Raw genomic sequence first — 18,912 nt, forward strand, 5'->3', positions numbered from 1 at the left:
CGCCGTTTTCTTTGCTGTACCGCAGGCTATTCGCCCAGCAGTTCCGCCACCACTTCCATGCCCTGCACGCGCTCGGCCACCACTTTCACGATGACGATGATGGGCACGCCCAGCAGCAAGCCCCAGACGCCCCACAGCCAGCCCCAGAACAGCAGGCTGATGAACACGGCCGTGGGATTCATGCGGGCGATGCGCCCCGTCATCCAGGTGGTGACAAAGGTGCCGACCAGGGTGGCGATGGCCATCGACGTGCCCGTCACCAGCAAGACCATTTCCAGCGATTCGAACTGCAAAAAGGCCACCAGGCCCGTGGCGATGGTGATGAGCAAGGGGCCGAAATACGGCATGATGTGCAGCAAGCCGGCCACGATGGCCCAGGCGCCCGCATTTTCCAGGCCGATCACGCGCAGGGCGATCCACATCAGGACGGCCAGCAAGCCATTCGTGACGAGCAGCATGAACATATAGTTCTGGATCGAGGTATTGATGTCTTCCAGGATGTGCACGGTGACCTTCTTGCGGCTCAGCGACGGCCCCGTCAGCTTGACGAGCTTGCGCTTGAAGGTGTCGCCCGACAGCAGCAGGAAAAACACGAGGAAGATGACCATGGTGGCCTGGCTGAGGAAGCCCACCAGGCCCAGCGAACCGGCCCAGACCCAGTCCATGATCTTGAAATTGGGCGCCTCGGCCGCGGCGGCGCGGCGGTTGTTGCGGCGCGCTTCGGCGCCGGCGGCCACTTGCTCGATTTCATTGGCCACGGCTTGCATCTTCTGGAAGGTGCTGTTCTTGCCGCCCGTATTGGCGGCGATCAGGCGCGACAGCTTATGCGTGGCGGCCGGCAACTCTTCAACGATGGATTCGAATTCGCCCTGCACGCGCTCGACCACGACGAGGGAGCCGAACAGGATCAGGGCCGTCACGGCCGTGGCGCCGATGGCGCGCGGCAGGCGCAGCTTTTCCAGCCAGGCGACGACGGGATTGAGGGTGTAGGCAATGAAAATGCCGAAAATAACGGGAATGAGGAATTTCTGTGCCCACTGCAGCGCATAAATGAAGCTGACGGTGGCGATGATGCCCAGCGCCAAGCCGCGCGCATTGACGTGCAGCGGCAAACGCAAGGATGAATCGGGGTGCTCCACAGGCGTGCCGGGAGGTGGCCCGGCAGGCTCGGTGGAGGCAGCCGCCACCGGCTCGGGCGGGGTATCTTTAGGCTGGATATGCATGCGATTCCCGCGACGGTCGGTGGTGGACCACAGGGCCAGCCGTGGGGCTGGCCGCTGCGGCAGGTCATGCCATTACTTGACGCGGATGTCGTTTTTGACCGACTTCACGCCCTTGACGCCACGGGCGACTTCGCCTGCCTTGGAGGCATCCGACGGCTGGGCCACGAAGCCGCTCAGCTGAACCACGCCCTTGAAGGTTTCAACGTTGATTTCCGTCGATTTCAGGGTAGGCTCGTTGAAGATGCTGGCTTTCACTTTGGTGGTGATGGCCGCGTCGTCGATGTACTCGCCCGTGCCTTCCTTGGTTGGGGTCGAAGCGCAACCTGCAACGGCGAACAGGGAAGCGATGAAAAGGCCAGTAGCGATAGATTTAGTGAATTTCATGGTTTTTTCCTTAGGAGTGGTCAATCAATGTGCTCACAATGAGCTTCTTATACCAGTGTGGTGACTGCGCGCCGGAGGGAGCTCAGTAGCCAAACTGGGTTTTTGCAGCCTTGATACAGTCATCCTTGGCTGCGCCGGCTAATGCATCGCATTTTTCTGTCGCGACCTTGTACTCGGCTTTTCTTTTTGCTTCACGCGCATCGCTGCGCGCTTCGATGACTTTCTTGTCCGCCTTGGCATCGGCCAGGGCCGCCACTTTGGTGGACTTGGCCAGCTTGACGCAGACATCCTTGTCGTTGCCCGTCAGCGCATCGCAGCGCGTCAGGTCGACGTCGTAGTTCGCATCGGCAATCTTGATGCGCGCCTTGGTGTAGGCACGCAGGGTATTCGTGTATTGCGCCTGGGCCACCGCTTCATCGTAGGCGCGCACGGCTTTCGCTTCAGCAACGCAGACATCCTTCGGGTTGCCCGTGATTTTTTCGCACTCGGCATGTGCCAGCTTGTAGTTCAGGCCAGCCTGCTCATTGGCCGCCTTGTAGGCTGCTTTCGCTTCCGGCGTGGCCGCCACGGCCTGACCGCCCCAGGCGGCGCATGCCAGGCTGACGACGATGGCGGTGAAAAGCTTATTCTTGTTCATATTGTGTTTCTCCCTGGTGGTAGCAAGCATGTCTGCTTGGCATGACTACCGTTTTACGTGGATCGCCGCCTCTCTTCTGTACGCTGCCGTACACAAGTAATTTATTTTGAAAGCGGAAGGGATACAGGGATAAATAACAACGTTTTGATGGATCGCCACGGTAAAAAATACCATTTTTGGCAGCAAATATCTACGTGCGGCAGCGTACAGACCGGAAACAGGGGCATGACTAAGATGGCACTACACCCTCACCTCGTCAGGAGAATAAAATGAAAACCAACGCCACCTTGGCTGCACTGATGCTCGCCGCCACCGCCGCACTCAGCGGTTGCGCCACCGGCCCTTCCCAGTCACAACAATATTACCCGGCCAACCAGCCTGAATCGGCCATGTACGGCACCGTCGACTCCATCCAGATCGTGCAGGGTGGCGGACAAACCAGCGGCGCCGGCGCCGTGGTCGGCGGCATCGCCGGCGCCCTGCTGGGCAATACCATCGGCTCGGGCGGCGGACGCACGGCCGCCACCGTGGCGGGCGCCGTTGCCGGCGGCGTCGTGGGCAATCAGGTCGAAGGCCGCAGACAGCAAGCGCAGGCCTACCAGATCAGCGTACGCCTCGACAACGGCGAATACCGCACCGTGGTGCAGGACAATGCGAATGATTTGCGCCCGGGCAACCGCGTGCGCGTCGTTGACGGCCGCGTCTACCGCTATTAATCCCTTGGCCGGGCTTGTCCGCAAGCCTGCGCCGGACCATGCACCAACAAGGAGATACCATGGGCACCATCATTCTGATCATCTTGATCCTGGCCCTGGTCGGCGTCCTGCCCACCTGGCCGCATAGCCGCAACTGGGGTTACGGCCCCAGCGGCATCGCCGGCCTGGTCGTAGTGATACTGATCCTGCTATTACTGACGGGCAGGTTGTAAAAAAAGGCGCTACGGCGCCTTTTTTATTTCAAGGAGGAAATATCATGACTATCCACAACACACTCTTGGCCACCCTGTTCGCCTGCAGCCTGGCGCCATTCGCGCTGGCGCAGACGGCCACGCCACAGCCGGGCGACCCGCAACGCTGGTACCAGGAAGACAGCACGGCGCAAGCCCAGCTGCGCACCCTGCGCAAGGAAATCGCCGCCGCCCTGGCCGAGGCCAAGAAAGCTTGCCGTTCGGAACCATCCGCCGCGCGCGCCACCTGCCTGAAGGACGCGCAAGACACGTATCGGCAAGACATGGCAAACGCGGAGAAGCTGCGCGAGGCGGCGCATCCGCAGTGATGATCATGTCATTGCGACGTCTGACAAAACCGTAGCGAGCGGAAGGGAGAGGTGGCTAAGAAGCGCAACCGTACGAAGGTACGGGGGCGCCGAGCCGGTGAGCATCGCAGGCCGCCTATACCGACGCGCAGCAGGTTTTGACAGGCGTTACTAAGCGGCGTCGCGCTCGTATGGGGGCAGTTCGTGCACCACCAGCGGCGTGTCTTCCGTCACAAAGGCCAGCCAGCCGGCCGCCTTGATTGCGCGCAAGCCATCCTGGTAGCCCTGCTCCCAGCGCCACTCGATGGAGCCCTTGGAGAAATTGATGTCCTTCGCGGCCATGTGCCAGTCGCGCCCCGCATACGGCAGGCGCACGATGTGCATGGTGCTGTCGCAACCCAACGCCACCAGTTCTTGCGTCTGCTGGCGGTTGTGCTTGGTGTCGGGCAGGCCGGCGTACAGTTCGCGCAATTTGCGCTGCAAGGTATGCGTATTGACGTAATCGGCGATATGCCGCTTCGAGCGCGACGCGAAGGTGACGTCCTTTTGCCGCGTCTGCACTTCATCGAGGGTGGTCGGTTCCGGCCCTTCCGAGCTCCACAAGTCGACCATGAAGACCAAGGTGTCGACGTGGGGCGTGTCGTCAAGCACGGTTTCCAGCGGCGTATTCGAGTACAGGCCGCCATCCCAGTATAAATCGCCATCGACGCGCACGCCGGCAAAGCCGGGCGGCAAGGCGCCGCTGGCGCGGATATGGTCGGCCGTCAGTGGTTGCTGCTGGCTGTCAAAACTGGTGAGGCTGCCGCATTTGACGCGCAGGGCGTTGACCGTCAGGCGCATGCCGCCGGGCTGGTTCAGGTAATCGAAATCGACCAGTTCCTCGAGGGTGCCGGCCAGCTCGCTGGTGTCATAAAAACTGGCCTCTTCCGGCTTGACGGCGATTCCAGCGGGAAACAGGCTGAAGGTGCGCGGCTTGAAAAAGCCGGGCACGCCGCGCAGCACGGTATCGAGCGTGGCCAGCCAGATGTTCGAGCGGCGCTGCTGGTCGGAGACCAGGTTCATGTCGATGCTGTCGCGGTGCGCCACGCGCTGCCAGAACTCTTTCAGACGCACGAGCCTGTCTTCGTGCTTGTTACCGGCCAGAATGGCCGCATTGATGGCGCCGATCGAGGTGCCCACCACCCAGTCCGGCGCCAGGCCATGCTCATGCAGCGCGTGGTAGACGCCGGCCTGGTAGGCGCCCAGTGCGCCGCCGCCCTGCAGCACCAGCACGATGCGCAGGCGCGAGGGATTTAACTGATTGATCGGTGTCTTCGAATTCGTCATCAAGATAGCCCTCTGTCCGCCGCGCGGGTGCGGCGTAAATCATTGTAAGGGATTGCGCCTGTCTGCGCCGGACCTTGGGTACGGGCAAAAAAAAGGTTCATCGCGTTTTACCGGGGAAGGCATCCTTGATTTTGAGGAAAAAATATGCAGAGTCCCGGAATCCGTAGGCCATCCGTTTGATGACTTTGATGCGGTTGTTGACGCCTTCAAGAATGGACGAATTCATCGGATAGATGGCGGAGGCGATGATGCCCCGGACGTATTTGCGTAAGCGCTTGGCGAATTTAATCACGGGGGCGATCTCGCTCTCGAGGGCGAGGCGCATCCAGCGTTTCCATCGACGCGCACCCTCGCGAACGGATGGCGCGAACCAGATTTCTTTGAGTTCGGTTTTGAGCAAATAGACCGTCGACAGAGGGGCGTTGGCCGCGAGCAGTTCGTCAAGTTTGATAGCACGGTCGTCTTCAAGGTTGTCGCGATTGCGCAGCAGGAGCCAACGGCTACGCTTGATGACCTGGCGCGCTTTGGAATCGTCGCGCAGCGCGTTTGCCTGGTCGACACGCACCCGGTCGACGACTTCACGGCCAAAGCGCGCAACGACATGGAAAAGATCGTAGACGACTTCGGCGTTGGGGCATTGCGCCCGCACTTCGAGATCCATCGCCGTGTTCATATCCATCGCCACAGCCTCGATTCGGGCGCAGCCTTCTGCGCCCAACGCCTCGAAAAACGGACGGATGGCGACCCGGCTATTGCCTTCGCCAACCCAGAGCACACGCATGCGCTGGGCATCGAGAACGACCGTGGCATAACGATGGCCTTTGTGCAAAGCGAATTCATCCATGACGAGGCGCCGCACGTCGCCAGCGGCGAACTGGCCGTGCAGGTGTGCTAAGCGCTGTAGGTCAATGGCCTTGATGGTGTGCCAGTGCAGGCCTGTCAGCTGGGACACGTGCTTGATCGGGATAAGCTGTGCCAGCGCCTCCACCCAGACCCGGACGCGGTGAGTCACCCGCGAGCGCCGGTCCAGCCAGGAGATATGCTCCGTCATCCGGGCATCGCAGTGATGGCAGTCCAGGCGCCGGATTGGCACCTTCAACCAAACCCGTCGATCCAAAATATCCCGATCCCGGATGCGCCGCCAGCGCTGCTCATGAACTAGAGCACAAGGCTGCCGGCAGCTACCGCAAAGCGCGTCGGTAGTGGGGCAGGCGTTGAGAACGATCAGCAGCGATTCGTCGTCCTGTTCGACGACGGAATCGACAATATGCCCTTCCCAAAATGGAAGAGACGACATAGCATTGAGCATGGCGGCGAGAGTGGTAAGGTAATTGGTTTGTTTGGCGACAATCAATTTACCAATTCAAAACCCTTGCCGCCACCCCCTCCCAGCAAAAAACGTCAAGCCCGTCTTTCCCCATCAACCGCGATGAACCAAAAAAAACGCCGTCAATGACGGCGTTCCTGTGCAACACGGCTGGCGTTCAGCGCTTGCGGCGCAGCCAGCTGGCGGCAACGGCGGCCACGGCCACAAGGACCAGGGCCGGCTTGACCAGTTTCTTGCGTCCGATAAAGGACAGCGCCGTCAGCACGTAAGGCATGGCGCCTTGCAAACGCATGCCGCCCGGCGCCAGCAGCGATTCGACGCGGTGGCCGGCAAAGCCGACCGCCGTCTCGACCACGCCCTGCAGCATCGACTCGGGACGCAATGCGTAGCCCACGTTGGCGCGCGCATGCACGATGCCCACGCGGTACATTTCGCCCTGGGCGATCAGCAGGCGCTTGCGGGCGGCTTGCGCCGCCAGTTTGTCGTTTTCCGACATAAATTCTCCTCGTGAGGCCGCTTACATCAGCATGTCGCGGTCAGCCTTCAATTCCGCCATGGTGGCCGGCATGGACAGCTTTCCTTGACGCAGCATGGCGCGCGCATACATCACCAGCGCGATGGCCAGCAGTACGAACACGACCGTCATGATCGCCAGGATCTTCCAGCCCAGGCTATCCCAGGCGAGGAAGACGATCAGCACGCTGCCGTAAGCGATGGCAAACAAGCCCGCCACGGTCGCCAACGCGAAAATGACAATCAACTGCAGCATGTGATTGCGCACTTCCGACAGTTCGATGGTGGCCAGTTCCAGCCGCGACAACATCAGTCCGACGGCGTTTTTGGCCAGGCCGGCAACCGAGCCGATCAATCCCGGCCCCTGGTGAGACGAAGCAGACTTGTCCATATCGCTCCTGACAGTGGATTACTTGCGGCCCAGGATGAAGCCGACCAGCACGCCGACGCCAGCGGCGACAGCCACGGTGCGCCATGGGTTTTCCTTGACATAGCCGTCAGCCTGAGCAGCCATCTGCTTGGTGGCAACGATGGCCGACGCCTGCGCTTCATGCGCCTTGGCCAGGGCGGCGTCCAAGGTTTTCATGCCCTTGACGCGCACTTCGTCGGCTTTTTCGCCCGTCAGGGCGGCAGCGGCGCTGAACAGGGCTTGCGCATCCTTGACCAGGGTTTTGACATCGTTATTGACGGTGGTGATATTGTTTTCCAACATGGTTTAGCTCCTTAGCTGTGGATGAATGTAGTTACTATACCTACTTTACTCAAAAACACTATTCCATCAGATCGCGCATATCATCGGCGTGCTCTTCCTCGACAGCCATGATCTTGATCAACAAATGGCGTGTGGTCGGGTCTTTGTCGCCGATTTTCACGATCATCTGGCGATACGACTCGATCGCTACCCGTTCCGCGATCAGATTGGCACGCACCATACTTTGCACGTCTTCGGAGTCATCATACTCGGCATGGCTACGCGCAAGCAATGTTGCAGGATTAAAATCTGGCTTGCCATTCAATTGCACGATGCGTTCGGCCAGCCAGTCGGCGTGCTCCTGCTCCTGCTGCGCATGTTCCAGGAACTCGGCCTTGATGCTGCCGTTGTCGCGCCCGCTCACGGTGTAGTAATGGCGTTTATAGCGCGCAATACACACCAGTTCGGTGGCCAGCGCCCCATTCAACAGGGTGATCAACTCCTGGCGGTCGGCCTGGTAGCCGGCCGTCACGGCGCCATCGTCCAGGTTTTTGGCGGCGGCGCGGATGGCTGCCGTATCGATGCCAGCTGGAATCTCAACAGATGTTTGGGTCATGATGTTTCCTTTCAAGTCTTGCATGGGTATCCACCGGCCAAGCTTCGGCCGGTGCTGCCTTTCTACTGCCGCGTCAACGGACGCGGCTTAGCGGCGGGCGGGAATGGCCGTGTTGTCCTCGGACAAGACGATTTCCACACGGCGATTCAGCTGGCGGTTTGCCGCCGTGTCGTTGCCGGCGGCCGGATAGGCGGCGCCATAGCCTTTGGTCGCGATGCGGTCGCGGCTGATGCCTTGCTCCAGCAGCGCATTGCGCACGGATTCGGCGCGGCGTTGCGACAATTCCAGGTTGTGCGCGGAGCCGCCCGTGCTATCCGTAAAGCCTTCGATCAGCACGGTGCGCTGCAGGTTGTTTTTCAGCACATCGGCCAGCTTGCGTGCCGTATTCGCGCCATCGGCCGTCAGGTTCGCCTTGTCCGTGCCAAACAGCACGTCGCCCAGGGTGATCACCATGCCGCGTTCGGTTTTCTTGGCGGCCAGGTCGGCCAACTGCGCTTCGAGTCCGGCGGCGCGGGCTTGCGCATCGCGGGCCGACGCTTCGGCCGCTTGCGCCTGGGCCTTGGCCGCTTCCGCATCCGCTTGCGCCGACTGGGCGCGGGCCGTGGCCTGGTCAGCCTGCTGCGTGCGCGCATCGAGGCGCAACTGGTCGCGCTGCTTGCCGGCATTGGCGATATCGGCTTCCGCCGCCTTCTGCTTGGCGACTTCCTGCGCCGTGGCTATCTTTTGCTTGGCCAGGTAGGCCAGTTTGTCGACTTTTTCGCTATCTTCCTGGCGCGTGGCGGCCGCGTTCGCCGCTTCCAAGGCAGCGCTCGCTTCGCGGAATTCGCGTGGCGCATAGGTCGACACGATCGGGTTCGATTGCGCCGCCATGTAGTCGCCGCGGGTCTGGTCGAGCAGGCTGGTGGTGGTCGGTGCGGAGCTGCAGGCGGCAACAAAGGCGGCCATGGCCAGCAGGCCGGGAATGGTGGTGTAGGTAGCTTTTTTCATGATGGGGTCCTGTTATTAGTTATTGTTGTGGCTTATTGTTTTGGGGCTTGCTGATTGGCACGGTCGAGCTCTTCGCGCATGACGCGGATGTTCTCGTTGATTTCATCGGCGGCACTGGTGGCCTTGGCCGAGTTGGCCTTGCTTTGCGCCAGCTTGGCATCGGCTTGCGCCTGGTCGGCCAGGTCGCGCGCCATCTTGTAGTCGCGGTCTTTCAGGGCCTGGTTAGCCATGCGCATTTTTTCGCGGGCCGAACGCATTTCATCGGGTGCCAGGTCGGCGGCGCCGGCGCTGGCGGCGTTATCGACGGCGGCGCGCGACACGGCGACGTCGGCCGTGGCAGGCGTTTTCAGGCTGGAGCAGCCCGTCATCAGGACAACGGCGGTGGCGCAGGCGGCCAAGGCGGCCAATGGGGACATCTTGAAATCTCGGTTTGTCATTTTTCTTCTCCTGGAGAATGTTAAGCGTGAGGGGTAGATGCGGTGCATCTGGAATCAGGAACTGCGTTTGATGTATGACGTTATAGGCTCCGGCTCCCCGCATATCCGTTCGGTGCCGCACATAGGGTAAGAAATCGACAATACTTGCATTGGCAACGTGCGCCAGCGCACGTGTCCGCCAGCAAAAGCTGAAACAGGCCCGGCCTTGGAGCGATTCCTGTAGCATCGCAACTACTTGTCCAGAAAGAATCAGCTTATGCCGCTCTCCCGCCGTCAGAAAATCGCCCTCGCCAGCACCGCCGTGCTCATCGCCCTGCCCGTCACCGCCGCCATCGTCCTGTCGAACATGGATTGGAACCGCGCCAAGCCCTGGCTCAATGCGCGCGCCAGCGACGCGCTGGGACGTCCATTCGCCATCGACGGCGACCTGGCGCTGACGTGGCATCAGCCAGCCGGTACCGCGGGGCAAAAAACCTGGCGCGACTATCTGCCCTGGCCGCACCTGCAGGCCAAGGATGTGCGCCTGGGCAACCCGAGCGCGATGACGGACACGGATGGCCAGGCGCAGCTGGCCACCGTCAGCCAGCTGGCGTTCTCGCTCAACCCGCTGGCCCTGCTGGACAAGAAAATCATCATCCCGCAATTGCGCTTCGACACACCGCAGGTGCGCTTGCTGCGCAGCAAGGATGGCAAAAATAACTGGACCTTCGACAAGCAGGAGCAGCCATCGCCGTGGCAGCTGGAATTGCAAAGCGTGGTCTTCAGCAAGGGCACCGTCTATCTGAACGATGGCGTCAGCAAAACGGCGATGCGCGCCGATGTCGACACCATCGCGGACGATGCGCGCTATGGCATCGCGTGGACGCTGTCGGGCACCTACCGCGGCGAAACCGTCAAGGGCGGCGGCAAGGCGGGCGGCGTGCTGTCGCTGCAGCGGCAAGGCACGCCCTTCCCCATCCAGGCCGACATGCGCGCGAGCGGCAGCAGCGTGGCCATCGAAGGCACCCTGACGCGCCCGACAGACCTGGCCGCGCTCGACGTGCGCCTGAAGCTATCCGGACCCAGCATGGCCCGCCTGTATCCATTGACGGGCGTGCTGCTGCCGGAGACACCGCATTTCAGCACGGAAGGCCATTTGACGGGCACCCTGGCGCCGCGCGGCGGCGAGTGGGTGTACGACAAGTTCAGCGGCAAGGTGGGCTCCAGCGACATCAGCGGCAAGCTGGCCTTTTCCGCCAGCACGCCGCGCAAGCGCCTGACGGGTGAAGTCCATTCGCGCCTGCTGCAATTTTCCGACCTCGGTCCGCTGGTGGGCGCCGATTCCAGCGCCAGCAAGAAGGAACGGGGCGTGCCGTCGACGCAGCCGGCCGGCCGCGTGCTGCCGGTGGAAACCTTCAAGACGGAGCGCTGGACCAGCCTGGACGCCGACGTGCGCTACACGGCCGACAAGATCACGCGCGATGCCGAGCTGCCGATCAGCAAGCTCGACACGCATGTGGTGCTGACGGACGGCGTGCTCTCGCTCACGCCCCTGAATTTCAACGTGGCGGGCGGCACCCTGACGTCGCAAATCAAGCTCGACGGCAGCGGCAAAGTTATCGCCAACGGCATCGCGGCCGAACTCAAGGCCAGCGCCCGCCATCTGCACATCCAGCAACTGTTTCCCCGCCTGCCCGCCCTGCAGGCCAGCGTGGGCGAGATCAATGGCGATGCATCGCTGTCGGCCACGGGCAATTCCGTCGCCACCCTGCTGGGCAGCTCGAACGGCGAAGTGCGCGCGCTGATCAACCGGGGCAGCATCAGCAAACTGTTATTGGAAGAAATGGGCTTGAATATCGGCAGTGTCGTGCTGGCCAAACTGTCTGGCGACAAGCAGGTCAGGCTGAACTGCATGGCCGCCGACTTCGCCGTCACCAAGGGACTGATGCGCACGCGCCAGTTCATCGTCGACACGGATGACGCCGTCCTGAATATCGATGGCACGGTGAACCTGGCCGATGAACGGCTGGACCTGACCCTGCGGCCGGACAGCAAGGGCTTGCGCGTCTTTTCGCTGCGCTCGCCCCTGTATGTGCATGGCACGTTCAGCAAGCCCGACGTGAGCGTGGACAAGGGCGTGCTGGCCCTGCGCGCCGGTGGCGCACTGGCGCTGGCCGTGGTGGCGCCCGTGGCGGCGCTGCTGCCGCTGGTGAATACAGGCCCCGTCGAAGATAGCGCATGCGCGGCATTGCTGGCCCAGGCGCGCGTGAAACCGGTGGCACCGAAACCGGGCAAGGCGCCGCGCAAAAGCCGGTGAGAAATACGCAGCCGTGCACGATTACAATTGTTACACCCCTATGTGCGTTGCCGAACAGACCCTGCCTTGCCACAATCCTATTCTGTAATCGTGCCTGAAACACCCAAGACGTGGCGATACGAAGTCTCACCGGCCCATACCATGCCGGCGCCACGAGGTCCGAATTCATAGGAGAACTATCATGCAAATCATTAAAAAAATCGCCGCTACCACTTCCGTTGCCGCTCTGCTGCTGAGCTTGACTGCTTGCGCCAACATGTCCGGCCAGGATAAAAACACCGCCATCGGCGCTGGCGTCGGCGCCGTTGCCGGCTCCGTGCTGACGGGCGGCAGCGCTGTCGGCGCAGTCGGCGGCGCCGCCGTCGGCGGCGTGATCGGTAACCAGGTCAAGCCGAAGTAATCGTTATCTGAAAAGCGGGGTGGGTGCGCAGGCGCCCGCCCCGCTTTTTTGCGTCCGGCTTCCGTTGATGAAATTGAAAAGTTATTCTGAGGAAATCAGACGAAGACGTTGGCCATGCCGATGGCGCCGCTATCCTTGACCAGCTCGTAACAGCGGCAGGAAACGGCTTCGAGGCCGGCAGAATCGAGAATCTCGATATTGCCGCGGCTGTAGGTGATGAGTTTTTGCTGTTGCAGCGCGCTGGCCGCCTTGGTCACGCCGACCCGCCGCACGCCGAGGGTGTGGGCGAGAAATTCATGCGTGAGGTGAAATTTTTCGGACTGCAGGCGGTCGCGCGTGATCAGCAGCGAACGGGCCAGGCGCGCTTCGAGCACGTGGAAGCGGCTGCACACGGCAATCTGGATGGCTTGCGCCAGCAGGGTGTCCGTGTAGCGGTACAGCAAACGCTGCAGGGATTCGAGCTGGGCGAACTCGGCGCAGAAGTCGGCCCGCGCGATGCGGCTGGCCGTGCCGGAACGCTGCACCACGGCACGCACTTGCGCCAGGTCATGACCGAGCGCGACGGATGCGCCCAGCACGCCTTCGCGGCCGACGGAGCCCACTTCCAGGGTCATGCGGCCCTCCGCCACGGCCAGCAGCGAAATCAGGCAATCGCCGGGGAAATAGATGTGGCCGATAGGCTGGCCCGGTTCGTACAGCACCTCGCCCACCTCGACCGTGACGCTATCGAACAGCGCGGTCAGGTGCCGCAAATCGTGCTCGGGCAGGCTGGCCAGCAAGCGGTTGCCGGCGTCAGGCGCGCCCGCAGGCGACCCCAGGCCGGATCGGCCTGTATCGCGGGACAGGGTCGTGCTGGCGTTCGTTAGTGGCATTGCTTTTCCTTGGTGTCGTTACAACTCGACATAATTTTTACTTAGCCTACGGTGCAGTACCGGCCCTGTATGTACGGTGACGCACGGAAGCGGAGCAAGCGGCACAGCACACTGGCAACAGACGCAAATAACACGCAGAACACGCATCACCCTTTTTATTATTTTAAAAAAACCAAGGAGCCTTCCATGACCACCACCACCAAATCCCTCCATCCGCTGGTGCTTGCCGCCGCCGTCGCCGTCCTGCTGTTTTGCGGCGTCGGCACGGCTGCCCTGATGGGCTGGCTGCCTTCCTCCCAGGGCGATAGCCAGCCGCTGGCGGCCAGCACCTCGGCCGAGCAAATGGCCAACCTGCAGGCGAACCAGCCGCAAGCGAACTTGCAAGCGTCCGGCGCGCAGCCGCTGGCCGCCCTGCCGCCACAGCAGCAACAGCAACCACAGCAGCAGCCGGTGCGCCAGCCGCAACCACAGCCACAATATGCGGCCGCCCCGGCGCCGCAGGTATGCAGCAATTGTGGCGTGATCGAAGCCATCCATGAAGTCAATACGCGCGCCGAAGGCAGCGGCGTGGGCGCGGCCGGCGGCGCCGTCGTCGGCGGCTTGCTGGGCAACCAGGTCGGCGGCGGTCACGGCAAGCAGCTGGCCACCGTGCTGGGTGCCGTCGGCGGCGCCGTGGCCGGCAACCAGATCGAAGGCAGCGTGCGCGCCACGCGCAGCTACAACATCGTCGTGCGCCTGGATAACGGCAAGACACGCACCGTACACCAGAGCGCCGCGCCGAACTGGCGCCAGGGCGACCGCGTGCGCGTCGTCAACGGCGGCTTGCGCGCCATCGGCTAAGTTGGCCAAGGCAGCGGCAGCGCCGCGATGCGTTGCAAACTGAATACACGCCCGGCCTGTCCGGGCGTTTTCTTTTTAACAATGTTCGTTGGCGTACAGATGAGCTTGCCGTCGCGCGAGATGATGCATTCAGGAAAGTTCAACGAAACGTCATCAAGGAGTAGCCATGCAAGACGACAAGACAGGCAGCAACAGTATCTGGCTGGGATTGATTGGCGGCGGCTTGCTGGCCACCGCGCTGGGTTTCTGCGCGCTGGACCTGGCGCCGCAAGCGGGCAGTCCCGTGTTCGGCGTCATGCTGCTGTTGACGGGCGGCATGGTCAGCTGCCTGGCGGGCGCCGTCGGCATGGCCGGCATGCTGGCATGGGTGCCGGGCATGGCCGATGAACACGCCGACCGCTCGCGCTAGTTGAGCCTTGTGTACGACAGCGTACAGAAGGCAAGGGAAACAAAGTAGACACTTAGTCATGGCATCAGCGTTCAGCGACCCGGTCGCCGCGCAATGACAAGACCGATGACGGCGCCACGCGCCAGCGCCTGCAAGGCGAAGGCAGTCGCCGTCATCCACACATTACTCTCGGAGGACACATCATGCTGTATACAATCGCCGTCGTACTCATTATTCTTTGGCTGCTGGGCCTGGTAACTTCCTATACCATTGGCGGCTTCATCCACATCCTGCTGGTGGTCGCCGTGATCATGGTGCTGCTGCGCCTGATCAGCGGGCGCGGTTTATAGAGGCCAATTGACTGGCCAGAGGGGCGGTGCGCGTGCGAACGGGCGCCGCCCTTTTGCGTGCGCTGGCAAGCAGGCCCATTTTGCAGTAACGTGTACGGGTAGTCCTGGGTATGTCCCAATAACAAAACAAGGAGAAAATCCATGAAAGAAACATTCAAAAAAGGCCCTGGCGCCAAATCCCTGATCGGCATGCTGGTGATCGCACTGGCCGCCAGCGGCTGTGCGGATATGTCCTCGACGCAACGTGGCACGGCCACGGGCGCCGGCATTGGCGCGGGCCTGGGCGCCTTGATCGGCGGCACCACCGGTGGCGGCAGCAGCGGCCGCACGGCCGGCGGCGCCCTGCTGGGCGCGGCAGCTGGCGCCGTGGTCGGCAATATCTGGTCGAACCGCATGGAAAACCAGAAGCGCGCGATGGAACAAGCGACACAGGGTACTGGTGTGCAAGTGTCGCAAACGGCCGATAACCGCCTGAAAATGGAAATTCCAAGCGACATTTCCTTCGACACCAACCGCGCCGACATCAAGGGCAACTTCCGCCCCATCCTCGACCGCTTTGCCGCCACCCTGAACGAAAACCAGAACACCACGGTCAGCATCATCGGCCATACGGACAGCACGGGCAGCGATTCCATCAATGAACCGCTGTCGGTGGAACGCGCCGCCCATACGCGCGACTACCTGTCGATGCGCGGCGTCTCGCCGACCCGCGTCGTCACGGAAGGCCGCGGCGCCCGCGAGCCGATCGCCTCGAATGCGGATGCATCGGGACGCGCACGCAACCGCCGCGTGGAAATCTACGTAGCCGAAATGGCGCCGCGCTAAGTTGACATGTTTCAATAAAAAACCCGCCGGCAAGGTAACTTGCCGGCGGGTTTTTTCCATGTAAAACAGCTTATTTCGACGTCGTTGCCTTGGCGCCGCTTTCACCCTCTTTCGCCACCTTGGCGAAGTCGCCCGCCACCACCACCGAGACGGCCGATGGCTTCAGGTATTCGCGCAGGCCCTGGTTCACTTGCGCCAGGGTCAGGGCCGACACCTTCGCTTCCAGGTCCTTGTCGTAGGCCAGGGTGCGGCCTTGCGTCAGGTAGCCGGCCAGGTAGTTGGCCAGACCAGTGTCCTGCGTGCGGCCCACTTCTTCCGATTGCAGCCAGCCTTTCTTCGCTTCGGCCAGTTCCTCTTGCGTGAAGCCGTCGGCCAGCACCTTGGCGATTTCCTCGCGCAGGGCCGCTTCCACCTTGACCGTGTTTTGCGGCGCGCTGATGGCATACGCCATCCAGTAACCGGCCGGTTCGCGCGACGGCACGCTCACTTGCGAGCCGACGCCGTACGACAGGCCTTCCTTCTGGCGGATACGGTCGGCCAGGCGGCTGCGCAAGGTGCCGCCGCCGAGCATGTGATTGGCGATCAGCAAGGCCGGATAGCCAGCGGCGTCATCCTTCAGGGCCAGCGGCTGGATGGCGAACAGCACGCTGTTGGCCTTGTCCGGTGTTTCCAGGGTGACTTTCTCGCCGCTGACGGGCTTGACGGCGTCGGGAATGCGCACATACGGCTGCTGCGCCTTCCAGTTGCCGTACAGGCTAGCCACTTGCGCCTTCAGCGCGACCGGGTCGAAGTCGCCCACGGCGGCAAAAGTCGCGTTCGCCGCGCCATAATAGCCACCATGGAAGGCTTTCACATCCGCCACGTTGACGCCCTTCCAGCCCGCCAGTTCGTCCGGCAAGGTGCTGACATGGCGCACATGGCCTGCCGGCGTGGCGTCGAGCAGGCGACGGAAGGCGTTCGTGGCCAGCGGTTGCGGTTCAGGCAGCTCCTGCTCCGCGCGGCCGACGCGCTCGCGCTGCAGTTCCAGGAATTCCGTTTCACTGAGGGCCGGTTTTTGCAGCACTTGCGCCAGCAGCTCCATGGCGGCCGGCAAGTTCTCGCGTTTGCCCATCAGCACGGCCGTGACGCCCTCGGCATTGCCCGAGACGACCACTTGCGTACCCAGCTGGTCGAACTTGTCCTTCACTTCCTGGCGCGACAGTGTATCCGTGCCACGCACCAGCAGATTGGCCGTGTAGCTGCCCACTTGCCCCTTGCCGCGCAGGCTCTCTTCGCTGCCAATCTGCAATTTCAACACGACGCTGACGGTGCTGCCCTTGGTTTTCTTCGGCAGCAAGGCGCCCTTCAAGCCATTCGGCAAGGTGAAGCGCGTGGTGCGCGCCTCGATATTGTCGGGGCTCGGATCGAACGCTTCGCCCTGCGCCACGATGGCGCGGCCCGTGTAGCCGGCCAGTTGCGGCGCCACGTCGGCGTAGGCCGGCACGACCGTGCGGTCCGGCGCATCGGTAGGAATGAAGCGGCCCAGGGTGCGGTTCGAGCTCTTCAGGTATTTCTCGGCCGCCGCCTGCACCTGCGCCGTCGTCAGCTTGTCGAGCTGGTCGCGCTGCAGGAAGAACAGGCGCCAGTCGCCTGCCGCCAGGGACTCCGTCAGGGCGATCGTCAGGTTGGCCGTGTTCGAAGTGGCCAGTTCGATCTGCTTGTTCAATTGCTGCTTGACCCGCGCCACTTCCGCATCCGTGATGGGCTGCGACTTCAGCTCTTCCAGCACTTTCAGCATGGCCGCCTGCGCCGCATCGAGGTTGCCATCGAGCGGCACCAGCGCGCCGAACACGTTGTAGCCCGGCTCCAGGTTGCTCACGGAGTTGTATTCAATCTTGCTGGCCAGCTTGGTTTCCACCAGCGCCTTGTGCAGGCGGCCAGCGGGCGCGTCCGTCAGCACGTGGCCCAGCACCTCGATGGCGACGGCGTCCGGGTTGCCGGACGGCGCCACGTGGTAGCCGGCGCCGACGAACTGCGTGCCGCCGCTGCGGCGCACCGTCACGGCGCGCTCGCCATCCTGCACCGGTTCGGCCGTGTAGGTCGGCTCGATCACGCGCGTCGGTTTCGGGATCTTGCCGAACAGCTCATTGATCTGCTTCAAGACCTTGGCTTCGTCGAAGCGGCCCGCCACCATCAGCACGGCATTATCCGGCTGATAATATTTATGATAAAACGCGCGCAAACGGGGAATGTTCACCTGCTCGATGTCGGAACGGGCGCCGATGGTCGACTTGCCGTAATTGTGCCAGTCGTAGGCGATGGCCTGGATGCGTTCGCTCGTCACGCTGATCGGGTCGCTCTCGCCCCTCTCGAACTCGTTGCGCACGACGGTCATCTCGCCCTTTTGCGTCTTCGGATTCCACAGGTCGTTCTGGTCGATGGCCGCGTTGACCATGCGGTCCGCTTCCAGGGCCAGCATCTGGCGCAGGTTGTCGTCGTTGGCCGGGAAGGTGGCGTAGTAATTGGTGCGGTCGTACCAAGTGGTGCCGTTGAAATCGGCACCCGTCGAATTCAGGATCTCGACCGGGGTTTTCGTGCCCTTCTTGACGCCGAAGTTGGCGCTGGGCTTGAACAGCAAGTGTTCCAGCAAGTGGGCCATGCCCGTTTCGCCATAGTTTTCATGGCGCGAGCCGACCAGGTAGACGATGTTGGTGGTCAGGGTCGGCTTGCTGGCATCGGGGAACAGCAGCACGCGCAAGCCATTGGCCAGGCGGTATTCGGTGATGCCTTCGACGGACGTGACTTTGACGGCGGCGGCGCGGCTGGGCGCAGCCTTGCCGGTTTTCTGGGTCGGCGCCGCTTCTACGGGGGTGGCGGCAAGGATGAACGAAGGCGAGAGGATGCCGGCGGCAAGCAGGAGGGCGGTAATGGGTTTCAAGGCAGATTCCTGGTAACACTACATGATCGGGCAAGGCGCAACAGCAAGCGCCATGGAATACATACTGAGTGCAAGAATGATCACGGGGCCAACGCTGCGTCTTCGCCGCCACGTGAAATTATTGCTCTCGTAATTTACGGCATGCTTGTCACTTGCGCAAGTCCCTGTCATCAAGCTGTTATGAGCGCGTGCTATACTCCACGGTTCCAGAACTATCTGCCTGTATATGAGACGAGCTCTCGTCCTGCTCTGCCTTTTTGTTTTCATCGCTTTACCCCAGGCGTTCGCCAGCATGGCTTACGCCAGCCCTTCCCCATTCCAGCATGCAATCGCGGCCGGCGCTACCGCCACGCCCGCCTTCAGCATCGACTGTGCCGACGCCAGCCTCCATGCGGGCCTGCCTGGCGACAGCTGCGATACTGAAGAATGCGACAACGACCCCATCACGCTGTACCCGAGCTCGCGCCAGGCCGTGCCGTTTTACGCCATCATTTGGCAAGCGGGACCGGGCGCACTTGCCGAAGCGGACGTGCGGCTGGCCACCCGGCCGCCGCGCGTCCGCCTCTGAAGACATGCATGCAGCACCCACGCGTCCGGGGCTTTAGCCGCCGGGCACGCTTTACACTGAT

The 18,912-nt window shown here is 62.3% G+C and carries 23 protein-coding genes; 10 read left to right on the plus strand and 13 right to left on the minus strand.

From position 1 onward, the window contains the following. Nucleotides 1-26: 26 nt before the first annotated feature. The 3 genes from ACPJXG_RS19775 to ACPJXG_RS19785 form a co-directional block, all read right to left on the minus strand. On the minus strand, nt 27-1,223 hold the full coding sequence (locus ACPJXG_RS19775) for an AI-2E family transporter (protein WP_402720674.1): 1,197 nt from the start codon (nt 1,221-1,223) through the stop codon (nt 27-29). Between the two features lie 72 nt (nt 1,224-1,295). Continuing rightward, nucleotides 1,296-1,607 (minus strand): BON domain-containing protein, encoded by a 312-nt coding sequence (locus tag ACPJXG_RS19780; RefSeq protein ID WP_035826258.1) that lies wholly within the window; start codon nt 1,605-1,607, stop codon nt 1,296-1,298. Between the two features lie 82 nt (nt 1,608-1,689). Then, complete coding sequence (locus tag ACPJXG_RS19785; protein ID WP_035826256.1) at nt 1,690-2,244, minus strand: hypothetical protein; 555 nt, start codon at nt 2,242-2,244, stop codon at nt 1,690-1,692. 269 nt (nt 2,245-2,513) lie between these two features. Here ACPJXG_RS19785 and ACPJXG_RS19790 point away from each other — a divergent pair, with 269 nt between their 5' ends. The 3 genes from ACPJXG_RS19790 to ACPJXG_RS19800 are packed head-to-tail and all read left to right on the plus strand — an operon-like array spanning nt 2,514 to nt 3,519. Next, nucleotides 2,514-2,960, plus strand: coding sequence for a glycine zipper 2TM domain-containing protein (locus ACPJXG_RS19790; RefSeq protein WP_034786328.1), 447 nt, complete (start codon nt 2,514-2,516; stop codon nt 2,958-2,960). 59 nt (nt 2,961-3,019) lie between these two features. After that, nucleotides 3,020-3,172, plus strand: a complete 153-nt coding sequence (locus ACPJXG_RS19795; RefSeq protein ID WP_010396415.1) for a DUF3309 family protein — start codon at nt 3,020-3,022, stop codon at nt 3,170-3,172. A gap of 44 nt (nt 3,173-3,216) precedes the next feature. After that, the gene (locus tag ACPJXG_RS19800) at nt 3,217-3,519 is read left to right on the plus strand and encodes a hypothetical protein (protein WP_099402585.1); all 303 of its coding nucleotides are present in this window, start codon (nt 3,217-3,219) and stop codon (nt 3,517-3,519) included. A 150-nt stretch (nt 3,520-3,669) separates the two neighbouring features. On the opposite strand, the gene ACPJXG_RS19805 is transcribed toward ACPJXG_RS19800, so the two are convergent. The 8 genes from ACPJXG_RS19805 to ACPJXG_RS19840 all read right to left on the minus strand — a co-directional run bounded on the left by ACPJXG_RS19805 (nt 3,670) and on the right by ACPJXG_RS19840 (nt 9,395). Beyond that, nucleotides 3,670-4,824 carry a patatin-like phospholipase family protein gene (locus ACPJXG_RS19805; RefSeq protein ID WP_035826254.1) on the minus strand — a complete coding sequence of 385 codons (1,155 nt, stop codon included), beginning with the start codon at nt 4,822-4,824 and terminating at the stop codon, nt 3,670-3,672. Between the two features lie 97 nt (nt 4,825-4,921). Beyond that, nucleotides 4,922-6,133 carry an ISL3 family transposase gene (locus ACPJXG_RS19810; protein WP_425254727.1) on the minus strand — a complete coding sequence of 404 codons (1,212 nt, stop codon included), beginning with the start codon at nt 6,131-6,133 and terminating at the stop codon, nt 4,922-4,924. Between the two features lie 175 nt (nt 6,134-6,308). Beyond that, nucleotides 6,309-6,647: a hypothetical protein gene (locus ACPJXG_RS19815; RefSeq protein ID WP_035826249.1), complete on the minus strand. Its 339-nt coding sequence runs from the start codon at nt 6,645-6,647 to the stop codon at nt 6,309-6,311. 21 nt (nt 6,648-6,668) lie between these two features. After that, complete coding sequence (locus ACPJXG_RS19820; RefSeq protein WP_034758936.1) at nt 6,669-7,055, minus strand: phage holin family protein; 387 nt, start codon at nt 7,053-7,055, stop codon at nt 6,669-6,671. 18 nt (nt 7,056-7,073) lie between these two features. Continuing rightward, a complete protein-coding gene (locus ACPJXG_RS19825; protein WP_035826246.1) occupies nt 7,074-7,376 on the minus strand; it encodes a DUF883 family protein in 303 nt (100 codons plus the stop codon). A 58-nt stretch (nt 7,377-7,434) separates the two neighbouring features. After that, nucleotides 7,435-7,971 (minus strand): ferritin-like domain-containing protein, encoded by a 537-nt coding sequence (locus ACPJXG_RS19830; RefSeq protein WP_099402792.1) that lies wholly within the window; start codon nt 7,969-7,971, stop codon nt 7,435-7,437. A gap of 87 nt (nt 7,972-8,058) precedes the next feature. Further along, nucleotides 8,059-8,958, minus strand: a complete 900-nt coding sequence (locus tag ACPJXG_RS19835) for an OmpA family protein (protein ID WP_425252088.1) — start codon at nt 8,956-8,958, stop codon at nt 8,059-8,061. 32 nt (nt 8,959-8,990) lie between these two features. After that, nucleotides 8,991-9,395 (minus strand): DUF4398 domain-containing protein, encoded by a 405-nt coding sequence (locus ACPJXG_RS19840; protein WP_051959496.1) that lies wholly within the window; start codon nt 9,393-9,395, stop codon nt 8,991-8,993. Between the two features lie 256 nt (nt 9,396-9,651). Here ACPJXG_RS19840 and ACPJXG_RS19845 point away from each other — a divergent pair, with 256 nt between their 5' ends. Both ACPJXG_RS19845 and ACPJXG_RS19850 read left to right on the plus strand, forming a co-directional pair. Next, nucleotides 9,652-11,691 (plus strand): AsmA family protein, encoded by a 2,040-nt coding sequence (locus tag ACPJXG_RS19845; protein WP_425252089.1) that lies wholly within the window; start codon nt 9,652-9,654, stop codon nt 11,689-11,691. Nucleotides 11,692-11,872: 181 nt separating this feature from the next. After that, a complete protein-coding gene (locus tag ACPJXG_RS19850) occupies nt 11,873-12,091 on the plus strand; it encodes a glycine zipper 2TM domain-containing protein (RefSeq protein ID WP_034758955.1) in 219 nt (72 codons plus the stop codon). A 95-nt stretch (nt 12,092-12,186) separates the two neighbouring features. Here the strand turns inward: ACPJXG_RS19850 and ACPJXG_RS19855 are convergent, their stop codons facing one another. Next, nucleotides 12,187-12,963 (minus strand): Crp/Fnr family transcriptional regulator, encoded by a 777-nt coding sequence (locus ACPJXG_RS19855; protein WP_255206177.1) that lies wholly within the window; start codon nt 12,961-12,963, stop codon nt 12,187-12,189. Nucleotides 12,964-13,149: 186 nt separating this feature from the next. On the opposite strand from ACPJXG_RS19855, the gene ACPJXG_RS19860 reads away from it, so the two are divergent. The 4 genes from ACPJXG_RS19860 to ACPJXG_RS19875 all read left to right on the plus strand — a co-directional run bounded on the left by ACPJXG_RS19860 (nt 13,150) and on the right by ACPJXG_RS19875 (nt 15,366). Next, the gene (locus tag ACPJXG_RS19860) at nt 13,150-13,803 is read left to right on the plus strand and encodes a glycine zipper 2TM domain-containing protein (protein WP_425252090.1); all 654 of its coding nucleotides are present in this window, start codon (nt 13,150-13,152) and stop codon (nt 13,801-13,803) included. 166 nt (nt 13,804-13,969) lie between these two features. Further along, nucleotides 13,970-14,212, plus strand: coding sequence for a hypothetical protein (locus tag ACPJXG_RS19865; protein ID WP_035826237.1), 243 nt, complete (start codon nt 13,970-13,972; stop codon nt 14,210-14,212). Between the two features lie 182 nt (nt 14,213-14,394). Then, nucleotides 14,395-14,541: a lmo0937 family membrane protein gene (locus ACPJXG_RS19870; protein WP_010396376.1), complete on the plus strand. Its 147-nt coding sequence runs from the start codon at nt 14,395-14,397 to the stop codon at nt 14,539-14,541. A gap of 189 nt (nt 14,542-14,730) precedes the next feature. Continuing rightward, nucleotides 14,731-15,366, plus strand: a complete 636-nt coding sequence (locus ACPJXG_RS19875; RefSeq protein ID WP_099402790.1) for an OmpA family protein — start codon at nt 14,731-14,733, stop codon at nt 15,364-15,366. A gap of 70 nt (nt 15,367-15,436) precedes the next feature. Here the strand turns inward: ACPJXG_RS19875 and ACPJXG_RS19880 are convergent, their stop codons facing one another. Beyond that, on the minus strand, nt 15,437-18,283 hold the full coding sequence (locus tag ACPJXG_RS19880) for a M16 family metallopeptidase (RefSeq protein WP_425252091.1): 2,847 nt from the start codon (nt 18,281-18,283) through the stop codon (nt 15,437-15,439). Between the two features lie 292 nt (nt 18,284-18,575). Between ACPJXG_RS19880 and ACPJXG_RS19885 the strand changes: the two genes are divergently transcribed. Next, nucleotides 18,576-18,851, plus strand: coding sequence for a hypothetical protein (locus ACPJXG_RS19885; protein ID WP_035826233.1), 276 nt, complete (start codon nt 18,576-18,578; stop codon nt 18,849-18,851). Nucleotides 18,852-18,912: the final 61 nt, after the last annotated feature.

Source organism: Janthinobacterium sp. NFX145 (assembly GCF_049810325.1).
In the GTDB taxonomy this organism is placed as follows: Bacteria; Pseudomonadota; Gammaproteobacteria; order Burkholderiales; family Burkholderiaceae_D; genus Janthinobacterium; species Janthinobacterium rivuli.

Bases quoted from the DNA above. Each gene is read 5' to 3' on its own strand.
- ACPJXG_RS19835 (WP_425252088.1), bottom strand. From the start codon at position 8,958: ATGAAAAAAGCTACCTACACCACCATTCCCGGCCTGCTGGCCATGGCC.
- ACPJXG_RS19865 (WP_035826237.1), top strand. From the start codon at position 13,970: ATGCAAGACGACAAGACAGGCAGCAACAGTATCTGGCTGGGATTGATT.
- ACPJXG_RS19855 (WP_255206177.1), bottom strand. From the start codon at position 12,963: ATGCCACTAACGAACGCCAGCACGACCCTGTCCCGCGATACAGGCCGA.
- ACPJXG_RS19815 (WP_035826249.1), bottom strand. From the start codon at position 6,647: ATGTCGGAAAACGACAAACTGGCGGCGCAAGCCGCCCGCAAGCGCCTG.
- ACPJXG_RS19845 (WP_425252089.1), top strand. From the start codon at position 9,652: ATGCCGCTCTCCCGCCGTCAGAAAATCGCCCTCGCCAGCACCGCCGTG.
- ACPJXG_RS19870 (WP_010396376.1), top strand. From the start codon at position 14,395: ATGCTGTATACAATCGCCGTCGTACTCATTATTCTTTGGCTGCTGGGC.
- ACPJXG_RS19810 (WP_425254727.1), bottom strand. From the start codon at position 6,133: ATGCTCAATGCTATGTCGTCTCTTCCATTTTGGGAAGGGCATATTGTC.
- ACPJXG_RS19850 (WP_034758955.1), top strand. From the start codon at position 11,873: ATGCAAATCATTAAAAAAATCGCCGCTACCACTTCCGTTGCCGCTCTG.
- ACPJXG_RS19860 (WP_425252090.1), top strand. From the start codon at position 13,150: ATGACCACCACCACCAAATCCCTCCATCCGCTGGTGCTTGCCGCCGCC.
- ACPJXG_RS19820 (WP_034758936.1), bottom strand. From the start codon at position 7,055: ATGGACAAGTCTGCTTCGTCTCACCAGGGGCCGGGATTGATCGGCTCG.
- ACPJXG_RS19775 (WP_402720674.1), bottom strand. From the start codon at position 1,223: ATGCATATCCAGCCTAAAGATACCCCGCCCGAGCCGGTGGCGGCTGCC.
- ACPJXG_RS19800 (WP_099402585.1), top strand. From the start codon at position 3,217: ATGACTATCCACAACACACTCTTGGCCACCCTGTTCGCCTGCAGCCTG.
- ACPJXG_RS19805 (WP_035826254.1), bottom strand. From the start codon at position 4,824: ATGACGAATTCGAAGACACCGATCAATCAGTTAAATCCCTCGCGCCTG.
- ACPJXG_RS19790 (WP_034786328.1), top strand. From the start codon at position 2,514: ATGAAAACCAACGCCACCTTGGCTGCACTGATGCTCGCCGCCACCGCC.
- ACPJXG_RS19830 (WP_099402792.1), bottom strand. From the start codon at position 7,971: ATGACCCAAACATCTGTTGAGATTCCAGCTGGCATCGATACGGCAGCC.
- ACPJXG_RS19780 (WP_035826258.1), bottom strand. From the start codon at position 1,607: ATGAAATTCACTAAATCTATCGCTACTGGCCTTTTCATCGCTTCCCTG.
- ACPJXG_RS19785 (WP_035826256.1), bottom strand. From the start codon at position 2,244: ATGAACAAGAATAAGCTTTTCACCGCCATCGTCGTCAGCCTGGCATGC.
- ACPJXG_RS19885 (WP_035826233.1), top strand. From the start codon at position 18,576: ATGGCTTACGCCAGCCCTTCCCCATTCCAGCATGCAATCGCGGCCGGC.
- ACPJXG_RS19875 (WP_099402790.1), top strand. From the start codon at position 14,731: ATGCTGGTGATCGCACTGGCCGCCAGCGGCTGTGCGGATATGTCCTCG.
- ACPJXG_RS19840 (WP_051959496.1), bottom strand. From the start codon at position 9,395: ATGACAAACCGAGATTTCAAGATGTCCCCATTGGCCGCCTTGGCCGCC.
- ACPJXG_RS19825 (WP_035826246.1), bottom strand. From the start codon at position 7,376: ATGTTGGAAAACAATATCACCACCGTCAATAACGATGTCAAAACCCTG.
- ACPJXG_RS19795 (WP_010396415.1), top strand. From the start codon at position 3,020: ATGGGCACCATCATTCTGATCATCTTGATCCTGGCCCTGGTCGGCGTC.